The organism is Metabacillus rhizolycopersici, from assembly GCF_020075705.1.
Window position 1 is genome coordinate 1 of the sequence record NZ_JAIQUM010000110.1, and the last position, 11378, is coordinate 11378.

Below are 11378 nucleotides of genomic sequence, written 5' to 3' on the forward strand. Positions count from 1 at the left end.
CCCACCTGAACCTTGATAGTCAGTGGCGAAATGATCAGGCAGTTGAAACACTGTCACATCTAAAATACGGATACGATTGAAAGTAGAGATCATGTGTGCAGAAAGCGATTGATTTGAACAGAGTTTTTGTGTGAGAAGAGAAGTAAAGACTTCTCGAAGAAATGCGACAGCTGCTGGATTAAAGCGTTGATTCAGTCCTTCTGGGCTCATTAGTACTCCAGTGGAAGCTTCTAACCGACTGCACAATTGTGTAAGTGATGTGCTAGCGATTTCCTGACTGAGCCATACGCAAAGGGCAATGAGTTCGTTTGCTTGATACTTACTAGATCGCTGTACAAAGCCAACTTGTTTAGATATGTCTTGTAGGACTACTGGAGATAAAAAGTATTGTAGCTCTTGTGCGAAAAGATTTAGTTCATTTGAAATGATAGGATTCATCAAAAACGCCATCCTTTCTCGTAAACTTCTTACGATAAGCATAGCGTTTTTTCATTTTGAGGGTATAATTTTAACTTCGCATGATGGGCATATGGTGGTACCCCAATGATATGATTATGCAGTTTAATGACTCAGGAAAAATGGAAGAGATTGAAAATGAGTATCTAGGAGATAAAAACGGAATTGAATAATATCAATATAAGGAGTAAATTCCATTATGAAAAAAATAATCAATTCAATATTTATTTTAATCATTTCATTACTAACAGTTGCGTGTGGTAAGCCAACAGCAGATGAATTATATTCAGAACCGAAATAACTACTTATTTAAATAGGGGTTTTGTTAAGGGGTATTGTTGATATTGATATAAAAAAGAAAGGAACTTCCTCCAGTCAAGGAAGTACCTTGTTCAATCGCTCTGTTAGCACCATGATTGTTATTCTATACTTGAAAAATTGGCTAGATCATCTTTGTTGCCAATCACCACTAATAAATCTCCTTTGTGAATAATCTGATCTGGAGAAGGAGATATGATGATATCTCCTTCACTAACGATGGCAATGACACTGACATTATATTTGGCACGAATGTCAAGTTCCCTCAGGTTTTTTTCAGCCATTTTTGAAGGGATCATGATTTCTTCAATATTGTATTCTTTTGAAAGTTCAATGTAGTTTAGCATATTAGGTGATAAGAGTTGATTGGCAACTCGTTCCCCCATATCCCTTTCAGGATAGATAATCCAATCAGCGCCAATATGCTCTAAAACCTTTCCATGACGCTTGCCTAAAGCCTTAGCGATGATTTTTTTAACGCCTAGGTCCTTAAGAAGCATAACTGTTAATATGCTGGCTTGCATATCATTCCCAATCGCTACGATTACACAATCAAAATTGCGAATCCCTATGGAAGTTAGTGCTTTCTCTTCTGTGGAATCTGCTACGATAGCATGAGTTACATAGAGGTCTGCATCTTCTACTTGTTCTTCACTCACATCAATTCCTAGAACTTCTTGTCCTGCTTCATGTAATCTTCGGGCTATACTTGTTCCAAATCTTCCGAGACCAATAACGGCATATTGTTTTATAGCCATTTTAAATCCACTCCCTGAATGTTATTAACCAATCATTATATTTCCTTTTGGATGACGAAAAGCTTCTGTTGTACGTCTCTTCGTAATGGCAAACCCAAGGGTTAAAGGACCTAATCTTCCTGCAAACATCGTAAAAATAATAAGAATACGACCAATTGGAGAAAGCTCAGGGGTTAATCCCATGGATAGACCGACAGTACCAAAGGCAGAGGTTGCTTCAAATAGATACATAATGAAATTTTGTCCCTTATCTGTAATGCTCAACAAAAGGGTAACTATAATAACAATGATTAATCCACTTATGGCAACGGTAAATGCTTTTAAAATCGATTCAATTACAATTCGGCGCCTAAATAAAACGACATCTTCTTTTCCTTTAATTTGAGACCAAAAGGTTGCTATTAAAACAGCGAAGGTAGTAATTTTAATACCTCCAGCTGTTGATCCTGAACCAGCTCCTATAAACATCAGAATAATAGTCAGGAATAGGGTAGCATGTGTTAAATCTGCTATTGGCAAAGTATTCGAACCGGCAGTTCTCGGAGTAACCCCATGGAACAATGCTCCTAAAAATTTACCGGCGTCAGATAAAGGACCTAACGTTTTATCATTTCCATATTCAAATAGGAAGATTAAGATGGTTGAACCTACCGTTAGAATAAGGGTTGTGAACAATACCACCTTCGTATGTACAGATAACCGGTGTGTTTCACGGTATTCATAAATTTCGTTCATAACAATAAAACCTAATCCGCCTAATGTAATAAGAGAGCAAACAGTTAAGACAACAATCGGATCGTCCACATAAGGGGTCAGACTTCGATATTCCCCCATTAAATCAAAGCCAGCATTATTGAAATTTGAAATGGCATGGAAAAAACCATAATAGATGGCTTTTCCAATTGGCATATCGAAAGAAAAGCGTATCGATAAAATAACTCCACCGATGATCTCAATCAATGCAGTAAATATCAAGACTCGTTTTACCAATTTTACAATTCCAGCAAGGTTAATGTTATTAAATGCCTCCTTCAATAACAGCCTTTCTTTTAATGAGATTTTTTTACCTAATAACAGAAATAAAAAAGTTGCAAATGTCATAAAACCTAGTCCACCAATTTGAATGAGCGATAATATCACCAATTCACCAAATGTTGAAAATGTATCACCAGTATCAACGACAACAAGTCCTGTCACACAAGTAGCTGATGTAGCAGTAAATAAAGCATTTAGAAACGAGAGACCATTTCCATCTTCTGTGGCAATAGGAAGAGTCAATAATAATGTTCCTATCATTATGACAGCAGCAAAGCCTAATACAAGAATTTTCGGTGGATTAAGAAAATCTTTTGTTTTTTTCATTGTTTTCTCCTAATTTGTTTAAAAATTGGTAATCCATTTTAATATATCCATAAAAATATCTAACTATTTGACCTAATGAAGCCACGCGAAAGGACTGGTGAATATTTACAGGTATAATAAAAAGACCTGCGTATTTATCAGGTTCCTTTTTTGTTTAAACACAACAAAAAGCCCCCTGAATTAAGGCGGTCTTATGACCTCCTTCGCTTTAGCCGACGAAGTTAGCTGACGGGTAGGATGGCGAAAGAGTATCTCATCCCTTCTACAAATGCAGAATTAACCCCAAAAGATTGGGTCCTCCGTTCTCAGTTTCTCTGAGATTTGGCCGATATCAGTTTTATCATTTACAGGAATAATTCTACGCCTGCCTTATTATCTTTGTAAACCCCTTAAAAGGACAATTAATACCTAAAATAAACCAAAATAATTCATATTCATTAAATCATATAACTTAATCTCAATCTGACGTTATCATTCATTGCTTTTTAAGATTTGTTATAGTTTTGTAAAAATAATTAAATTGCATTGACAAGGTCTTTCATTGGACATTATGATATCACCATATTTCAAAGAAATGCATTGAGGTACCATGTTGAATTCCTGAAAGATACTAAAGACTGAATTTCGTGAAGTATTTATTAAGTTCGATAGGAAAGGGACCCTAGGTATCCAAAAAATTTATCATAAATGTTTATTACGAGTTTCAAAGGTGTTCTAATCTGTGAATAATCTATCATTTTTAGATTAATAGATTGTAAATACTATAGAGTCGAATATATTATTTTTTAAAGGTGGGAAAATATGAAAAAAACAACCTATCGATATGTAGTTAATGCCTTGGGCAAAGGTGGAGAAATATATCTTACTCATTGTCATGATAAATATACTCTGAAGAAATGGTTAAAAGATCACGAGGATGATCTAATATTGGATGAGATAAAGATTACTGATAAAAAAAGGCATCCATTCTTAAAGCTTTTCTCTTTTGAGAAGATAAAATAATAAACGGATTTAGGTCATTTACAAGGATGTTGTATAATTGTAAAACATCTGAGTTTATGCCTAGATTTATGGGATTTATTCGTTACTGTGTAGTTAAGTTGATATCCACTTTTGTTGTTCAATCATATGCTTTTCGAGTTGTGCTTCGCTTTGATATGACAAAATTTATGGTTTTGGTGCAAAAACTTCAAGATAAATGCAATTAATCTTGAAATCTAGGACATACTGATACTACTACTCTAAAAAAAGGTGTGTGATCAGTATGGAAAAGCAAAATGTATTCAAGTGGAAGCATTATCAGCCTGACATTATTTTGTTAACGGTAAGATGGTACCTACGGTATCACCTCAGTTTTCGTGATTTAGTGGAAATGATGGAAGAACGGGGCTTATTCATTGCTCATACAACAATCATGCGTTGGGTTCATCAGTATGGTCCTGAATTAGACAAACGAATCCGTCGTCATCTCAAGCAAACCAATGACTCGTGGAGAGTGGATGAAACGTACATAAAAGTAAAAGGTCAATGGATGTACCTGTATCGTACAGTGGATTCCGAAGGAAACACAATCGATTTTTACCTAAGCAAAACAAGAGACCAAAAGGCTGCAAAGCGCTTTTTCAAGAAAGCTTTGCGGTCTTTTCATGTTTCGCAGCCTCGTGTTATAACAGTCGATAAGAACCCAGCCTATCCAGTCGCCATTCAACAACTGAAACAGAAGAAAAAGATTCCTGAAGGTATCCAAATAAGACAAGTTAAATATCTCAATAACATTGTCGAACAAGATCATCGGTTTATCAAGAAGCGAGTTCGTACGATGTTAGGGTTCAAATCCTTTCGAACAGCAAAGGCCATAATTTCTGGAATAGAAGCGATGTATATGGTTAAAAAGGGGCAATTTGTTTTACAGGACAAGTCTGCCCAAAATCAAGTGAAAATCATCCATAAACTATTTGGAATTGCTGCTTAAAAAGGAATTCAGTTAAGAAATCTATATGCTTTTTTAAACAAATCTAATCTTTGCACCAGAACCAGTTTTTTTCTATCTAATAAATTGCTACATCAGCTCAACAAATAACAAAATAGGATCTTCAATTAGAACGATCCTGTTTTTATGTACCTAAAAGGATGATTATGTTATCTAGTTTTGTATAGATGTTTTCATTGTGTACATTGAGAGGATTTTCACCTATTTTGCTAATTTTTTCGTAAAACCCTATTTTTCCTAGTTGGATTTTATTCCTTCTACGGGAAAATAGTTCCAAAAAGGATAAATCTGTAACCTTAGAGCCCCTTATGTTACACAAACAGTAGAAGTTGCTTCAAAAGGGGTTCTGTTTCTTGGCTTCTTCGGGCTTATTTTTATCGGAACCTGTTTAATAATGATTCCAGCTGCGATTCGTGATAGACATCATTTAAGCCTTATTGACTGTGTGCTGGTTGCAGACGTATCATATTATGGTTGCGATGTTTATAAGAAATAACAACATTTTCTTTCAAATATATATCGTATCTTTTTATCCAAAAAGATACTTATCTCACGCCGACAAAAGCGACTACTTTTTTGAGTGTCGTTCCCTGAACTAAAAGAGAAAATACAACATTACTGAACGTCATCGCTAAAAGCAACTCTCGCCCTTCAAACTCCGGTGTAACACTTAATATAAGAGCAATAGAAAGAGAACCTTTTAATCCTCCCCAGGCAATTACATGCTTCCAGGAAGTAGGAATGCTTTTATCAAAAGCAAGACTGATATACACGGCAACAAATCGAGCCAAGAGTACGATTAGAATACTCCCAATAATCAACCATCCTTTATCTAAAAAATTAATATTACTGACTTCTAACCCTACCAATAAGAAAATAAGTGCATTCGAGAGGAAGGCAACAATTTCCCAAAAGGAATCCATTTTCTCATGTGTCAGGTCAGACATCCCAATATTTTTCCCATATGTCCCGAGGATTAAACCAGCTGTCACGACTGCGATCACACCTGAAACATGAAAATGTTCCCCAATATCAAAAGCACCGTAAAAGAGAACCATGGAAAGTCCGATTTCTACCAAATAATTGTCGATTTTGGACGTAATACGGGAAGCAATAAATCCGCATACTCCACCGATAAGGATACCTCCACTGACCACTTTTACGAACTCAATAGAAGCCTCAAAAGTGCCTGTTAGACTTAATACAGTGGTCACAAGTGCAATTTTAAATAATACAACAGCTACTCCGTCATTCGCTAAACTTTCTCCTTCGACAATAATGGATAACCGTTTATTCAAGCCGATAGCTTTGAAAATACTAAGGACTGAAACAGGATCGGTGGCAGCCATCAATGCTCCGAAGATTAGTGCTTGTTGTAGAGAAAGGTTTATTAGAAAGTACATTAGAAAAGAAACGATTAAAAACGTCAAGAATGTTCCAACAAATGATAATAATAGGATAGGTTTCTTACTCTTGTTTAGTTCATTAATCGGAAGTTTAAGCGCTGCATCTCCTAATAGAGCTGATAAAAAGATTAAAATGACTGTAGTTTGGAATACAGTATCAGTTGCAGCATAACTCTTGACCTCAGACAAGCCGGGAATAGGTAGAATCCCTATTATCAATCCAACAATAACAAGAAATGTAGGATACGGTTGTTTCATTTTTTCTGCGATAAAAACAATCCCTACCGCGATAGCCAGTAAAATGATCCAGTATGTAATCATCCTTATGCTCCCTTTCAATGATGCATGTTACACCAATTAACCTCATTAACGTCTGTATAACATACCCTTTATTACTATCATTTACATTACTTAGGCTTCGTATAATATGTAGCTTTGAAATTTTAAAAGTTGTACTGTTTTGAAAAAGTCGTACCGTTTTGAAAAAAGTTTAATCTTTTTAGAAGGATAAATCTAAAGGAAACATTGTTATATCAGCATTTATAAAACATTTTGATCGAACTTTTTTATAAAAACCACACAATTATTCAAATTAAAAGAATCCACTTTAATCAAACTTTATTTTAAAGTAACAATAATGTTTCCACGTATGAGTAAAATAATATTTGACATGTTTATAGAAAGTATATTATATTTGCCTTAAATAGTTGAATAGTTCTCCTAAAGGGGAGTAGCTTTTACAACAAAGTCGTCATTTCGGAGTGCTGTCGCTCTCGGCTTTGTTGGCAACATAACGTTGTTAGCAAGACCTTTACCTGCCGGTAAAGGTCTTTATTTGTATAAAAAAAACCTTTACCTGGTGGTAAAGGTTTTTTTATTTGGTAAATTTCGGTGGGAGGAAGAGTATAGAAAATAGTCTTTAAATTGAAAGGAGGTTGATAAACTTCAAACAGTCATGCAAAGTCAGAAACTAGACCAATTTAGGAATTTAAATTCAAATAGTGGGGTGATGACGAAATGAAATAAGTAAGGAATGATTACATATCATTAGGAAGGAGTGATGTACATTGTTTCGGAAATGCATAGAGGGATTCTCTGTCTCCCCTCTTGTGATAGTTTGGGGAATTACTGGCTTGTTTTTTTCTAGTGCTTGTTTATACCTATTTACTCGTTTATCAAGTGATTTAATGGAAAAAAGGCCATTCCTATTTGATCAGAAAGTTATTGATACTGTCAGATTGTATGCTTCACCAGCAATGGATAGATTCATGCTTTTTATAACAGAAATGGGATCAACTTTTATGCTTGGCCTTCTTCTCGTGATTAGTATGATTTGGCTATTTGTAAAACGTAAAAATCTATGGGGAATGATATTTTACCTCATTACTGTAGCAGGAGGAGGTCTATTAAATTTTTGGTTAAAGAGCTTTTTTGAGAGAGAACGTCCCAACGTCAATAGAATCATGGAGGCGGATGGGTTCAGTTTTCCTAGTGGTCATTCCATGGGCAGTATGACTTATTACGGATTTTTAGGCTATCTAGTGATGCGAAGTAAGTACAAGCCTCTTTCAAAGTTAGGCTGGGTAATTTTGTTTGGTTTAGTTATTTTATTGATAGGTATCAGTCGTATTTACTTGGGGGTGCATTATCCTTCTGATGTACTGGCAGGCTACATGGCTGGAAGTGTTTGGCTAGTTTTATGTATTAGTTTACTAGAAATTGTCTATTTATATAAAGAAAAGAAATATCAATCTACAAAAAGTATGCAAAAGAAAACGGAGGTATCTTAATCAAAAACGGACGAAATAAACTCTTTTGCTAATCCTCTTCCTTCGCTTGCTGAACAAGCTGGAAATAAGTAGGCAGTAGAAGAACTTAAAGGAGAGGAAACAAGAGTTAAAGCTTTTGATCATTATAAGCACCTAAAGGTGTGGCTGAGCTCTATCAGCAAATAACAATAAACTTTTAAAAAGGAGATGTGGCTAATGAGAGAGGAGTGGATATTCGCTAATAAACACTTATCAAAAATTTCAATTTCTTCAAATCCAAACAACGAGCCTGTATCGATCCATGGATACTCTGATCATTTAAGGTATATTGGTATAGGAACTGATGCAGCTGTTTTTCAATCCATTGATGTTCCATCTTATGTATTTAAAATGTATGCAGATGATAAAATTCAAAAGGTTCAAATAGAGGGGAACGTCTATGAAGTATTAGGAGACTCACCCTTATTTTCAACATGTTTTGGTTATAAAGATAATTACCTTGTTCTAAACTTCGAGGAAGGAATCACTTTATATGATTGTTTACTTCAAGGTATTCCTATTCCAAAACAGGTTATTGAAGATGTCGATCAGGCAAGGGAATATGTGCGTCAAAAAGGATTAAATCCTCGTGACATCCACTTAAAAAATATTTTACTACAAAATGGTAGAGCAAAAATAATTGATGTTTCCGAATATGTTCAACGAGGAGATGATTTAAGATGGGAGCATTTGAAAAAGGCATATAATCATTATTACCATTTAATTGAGGGGAAACCTGTTCCACTCCAATTAATAGAAACGATTCGAACAGGATATAATTATAGGAGCAATCATTCTCTCACTTTTGAAGAGTTTATGGATAATACTACGTTTCTTACAACGTTTAGAAAATAAGAGGATGCAAAATTCTTAATGAGTGTTTTTCAGGAGAGATGAGGAATGGGAGGTTTCAATTTTGCGTACAATTCAAATTGATAAAATGGTTTTAGGAGGACAAATTATTTGATATTCTAATTTTTTCTATGAAATAATATAGTATATCAATCTATTTTAGTAAGAGACACTTCAAGAAAATCCTTTAATAATATTTATAAAAAATTCAGCAAAATGTTTGAGGTTTGAAAGAAGATCTAGGTGATAATTCAACTGGAAACGGTCTTTACCTAATTATGCAAAATGGAGATTTTATACACTAAACTTCTCGCCAATACTAAGTTTTGTCCTTGAACTATGCTGGACTAAAAAAATGAAAAGAGGTAAAACATGTTTAGAAAAATAATGAAACAAATTAAGCAACTATCCCAAGGCAGTAGCGAACGAAGACATGATCATTATCGCCGAGGTAATCGCAGTGAACGAAGACATGATCATTATCGCCGAGGTAGTAGCAGCGAACGAAGACATGATCATTATCGCCGAGGCAGTAGCAGTGAACGTAGACATAGTTATTATCACCGAGGTAGTAGCAGTAGTAACCGACGTTATAAACAATCTCCAATGAGTGGAAGTAACTACTACAAACGAAAAGGCCGAAGCAGTAGCTAATCCTCTTCCCTATTGGTTAATTTCCTTTTTTCTGTTACTTTAAGTGCAGCCTTAAGGTCAGTTGAAATTTCACTAGTATTTGAGTAAGGTTCCTTAATTTGTAGTAATCTTTTTAGTAAATAAACAGTTTCCTTTTTTAAAGAAAGTTCTTCTGTCCAAGGAAGGGCTTTTTTGTTCTTGGAAGAGTAGGTCGTATAAAGCAAATATAACAGTATTTCTCCCAAATCATAGTAGTCCTGTAGTTTCATCTCTAGAATTTCGTCTTGTTTGTTAGGTAAAGAACGAAGGGGAGAGTGAAATGGGGCAACTGCCACTTTATGCTTTGATAAACCAAAATCAATCAAAAAAAGCTCATTGTTTTTTAATAACATGTTTGGAATACGTAAATCTTGATGGTAAATGTCTTTTTTGTGAAGATAATCCACTAACTCTAGCAGGTGAGAAAGAATGAGTAGAGACTCGTTCTCGTTAAAAGTATTTTTCCTTAAAAAAATCTTATCTTCCAGATTATCGCCTTCAATGAAACTCATTACATAAAATAAGGATCCGTTATTTGAAAAGGCTTCAAATAATATCGGTATATTTTTGTGGTTTAGCATACGTAAAACAGAGATTTCATTTTCAAACATCTCCACCTCTTTACGGCGCTTACTTGGACGAAGCTGTTTGATCACTTTATTCTCGTTTGTTTTTAAATATCTGCACAGATAAACAATTCCATAGCTTCCCGTTCCTATAACGCTCAAAATCTCATAGCGATCTTTCAAAACTACTCCTTTTTTAATGGGTTTGTCTACAAAGAATTGATAAAATTTTCGAATTGCACGCAAAATTGAAACCTCTCTCTCCTTCAAAATATTTATTTTTTTATTTTACGGTATAGAGTCATTCTGGATACACCAGCTCTTTTTGCGGCTTCAGTTAGAGTTACACCTTGCGCCATCAGATAAAATAGCATGATTGGCTTCAATTTCCTCACTCAACTCAGGAGATTGTTTCTTAAAAGATTTTACTATCTTTGTGATTTTACTAAATGCATATTTTTTTACTTCACTATAAGGAATCCATATTTCTCTATTCTGAATCTGTTCGTATAGAGACGATATAACTGTATCACGGTGATCAGGAGGGAGTTTCCTTGTTGTACGTCTTTCTTTCATCTTATCGTGGTAAAGTTTATAAAGTTCCGTTGCAATCCAATCCTTTTGACTATTTTTCAATTGTGAAAAACGTTTGTTTGTTTGAAGAAGCTTTCCATTTACCTTTAAATGATTTTTCATTAAGAACCGTCCTTTACATCTTACTTGACTTAGCTTTTAAAATTTTAACATAATTGTTATTGTCTCACTTTACTAGAAGAAGAAAAAGCGTCTCCACTTATTGTAGAAACGTGACTCTTTTAATGGAATAACTAAAATATGGGCTTATTCCTAAAATCGCTTATAGCTTGTTGAATGAACGCACCTATTTAGTTGAAATATTTTACAATTTTACCCAGGTTCAATTTCATCATTGACCTTTATCTCTATATCTTTTAATATCCATTCAGCAGCGGAAAACACATTATTGGCAATATTATTGTTCCTCAAAAAGCACGGAGAGGGATTCTTTTTTTAATGGAACCATGCTATCGTTAAGATTTGTTGGGAAAGGAAGGTTTTTCTCCTTATCCGCATTTCTTTGGTATAGTGTAAAAAAAGTGGGAGTTGATAGGATGTTTTTCTTGGGACTGTTCCAGCAGTTGCCCGTAGTAGAAATTTTAACGGTGGCACTG

Annotated in this window: 13 protein-coding genes and 1 riboswitch; of the genes, 5 read left to right on the top strand and 8 right to left on the bottom strand. The window is 34.6% G+C overall.

Annotation, left to right across the window (positions count from 1 at the left end; genetic code table 11):
• The 3 genes from K9V48_RS25200 to K9V48_RS25210 all read right to left on the bottom strand — a co-directional run.
• A partial coding sequence (locus K9V48_RS25200; protein WP_498043131.1) for a transposase occupies nt 1-438 on the bottom strand: 438 nt, incomplete at its 3' end.
• Between the two features lie 437 nt (nt 439-875).
• Entirely contained in the window at nt 876-1532 is a 657-nt protein-coding gene (locus tag K9V48_RS25205) for a potassium channel family protein (RefSeq protein WP_224141853.1), read from the bottom strand.
• 24 nt (nt 1533-1556) lie between these two features.
• Nucleotides 1557-2894 carry a TrkH family potassium uptake protein gene (locus tag K9V48_RS25210; protein WP_224141854.1) on the bottom strand — a complete coding sequence of 446 codons (1338 nt, stop codon included), beginning with the start codon at nt 2892-2894 and terminating at the stop codon, nt 1557-1559.
• 195 nt (nt 2895-3089) lie between these two features.
• Nucleotides 3090-3231: riboswitch (cyclic di-AMP (ydaO/yuaA leader) on the bottom strand.
• 464 nt (nt 3232-3695) lie between these two features.
• On the opposite strand from K9V48_RS25210, the gene K9V48_RS25215 reads away from it, so the two are divergent.
• Together K9V48_RS25215 and K9V48_RS25220 are read left to right on the top strand one after the other, a co-directional pair.
• On the top strand, nt 3696-3896 hold the full coding sequence (locus tag K9V48_RS25215) for a hypothetical protein (protein WP_224141855.1): 201 nt from the start codon (nt 3696-3698) through the stop codon (nt 3894-3896).
• A gap of 262 nt (nt 3897-4158) precedes the next feature.
• Nucleotides 4159-4866: an IS6 family transposase gene (locus K9V48_RS25220; protein WP_224141856.1), complete on the top strand. Its 708-nt coding sequence runs from the start codon at nt 4159-4161 to the stop codon at nt 4864-4866.
• 563 nt (nt 4867-5429) lie between these two features.
• Here K9V48_RS25220 and K9V48_RS25225 read toward each other — a convergent pair.
• Complete coding sequence (locus K9V48_RS25225; protein ID WP_224141857.1) at nt 5430-6611, bottom strand: cation:proton antiporter; 1182 nt, start codon at nt 6609-6611, stop codon at nt 5430-5432.
• An 812-nt stretch (nt 6612-7423) separates the two neighbouring features.
• Between K9V48_RS25225 and K9V48_RS25230 the strand changes: the two genes are divergently transcribed.
• From K9V48_RS25230 to K9V48_RS25240, 3 genes are all read left to right on the top strand, one after another.
• Nucleotides 7424-8080, top strand: coding sequence for a phosphatase PAP2 family protein (locus tag K9V48_RS25230; protein WP_224141858.1), 657 nt, complete (start codon nt 7424-7426; stop codon nt 8078-8080).
• Nucleotides 8081-8275: 195 nt separating this feature from the next.
• Nucleotides 8276-8953 carry a serine/threonine protein kinase gene (locus K9V48_RS25235; RefSeq protein WP_224141859.1) on the top strand — a complete coding sequence of 226 codons (678 nt, stop codon included), beginning with the start codon at nt 8276-8278 and terminating at the stop codon, nt 8951-8953.
• Between the two features lie 369 nt (nt 8954-9322).
• The gene (locus K9V48_RS25240; protein WP_224141860.1) at nt 9323-9604 is read left to right on the top strand and encodes a hypothetical protein; all 282 of its coding nucleotides are present in this window, start codon (nt 9323-9325) and stop codon (nt 9602-9604) included.
• Here the strand turns inward: K9V48_RS25240 and K9V48_RS25245 are convergent.
• The 4 genes from K9V48_RS25245 to K9V48_RS25260 form a co-directional block, all read right to left on the bottom strand.
• Entirely contained in the window at nt 9601-10437 is an 837-nt protein-coding gene (locus K9V48_RS25245) for a protein kinase domain-containing protein (RefSeq protein ID WP_438803924.1), read from the bottom strand. The genes K9V48_RS25240 and K9V48_RS25245 overlap by 4 nt on opposite strands.
• Nucleotides 10438-10463: 26 nt before the next feature.
• A complete protein-coding gene (locus K9V48_RS29785) occupies nt 10464-10562 on the bottom strand; it encodes a helix-turn-helix domain-containing protein (RefSeq protein WP_224141862.1) in 99 nt (32 codons plus the stop codon).
• Complete coding sequence (locus K9V48_RS25255) at nt 10522-10884, bottom strand: hypothetical protein (RefSeq protein WP_224141863.1); 363 nt, start codon at nt 10882-10884, stop codon at nt 10522-10524. Before K9V48_RS25255 ends, K9V48_RS29785 begins: the two co-directional genes overlap by 41 nt.
• 295 nt (nt 10885-11179) lie before the next feature.
• Nucleotides 11180-11378: hypothetical protein (locus tag K9V48_RS25260; RefSeq protein ID WP_224141864.1), on the bottom strand; the 199-nt coding region annotated here is incomplete at its 5' end.

Coding starts and splice junctions, on each gene's coding strand:
- K9V48_RS25210 (WP_224141854.1), bottom strand. CDS start 2,894: ATGAAAAAAACAAAAGATTTTCTTAATCCACCGAAAATTCTTGTATTA.
- K9V48_RS25220 (WP_224141856.1), top strand. CDS start 4,159: ATGGAAAAGCAAAATGTATTCAAGTGGAAGCATTATCAGCCTGACATT.
- K9V48_RS25225 (WP_224141857.1), bottom strand. CDS start 6,611: ATGATTACATACTGGATCATTTTACTGGCTATCGCGGTAGGGATTGTT.
- K9V48_RS25215 (WP_224141855.1), top strand. CDS start 3,696: ATGAAAAAAACAACCTATCGATATGTAGTTAATGCCTTGGGCAAAGGT.
- K9V48_RS25205 (WP_224141853.1), bottom strand. CDS start 1,532: ATGGCTATAAAACAATATGCCGTTATTGGTCTCGGAAGATTTGGAACA.
- K9V48_RS25240 (WP_224141860.1), top strand. CDS start 9,323: ATGTTTAGAAAAATAATGAAACAAATTAAGCAACTATCCCAAGGCAGT.
- K9V48_RS25235 (WP_224141859.1), top strand. CDS start 8,276: ATGAGAGAGGAGTGGATATTCGCTAATAAACACTTATCAAAAATTTCA.
- K9V48_RS29785 (WP_224141862.1), bottom strand. CDS start 10,562: ATGCTATTTTATCTGATGGCGCAAGGTGTAACTCTAACTGAAGCCGCA.
- K9V48_RS25255 (WP_224141863.1), bottom strand. CDS start 10,884: ATGAAAAATCATTTAAAGGTAAATGGAAAGCTTCTTCAAACAAACAAA.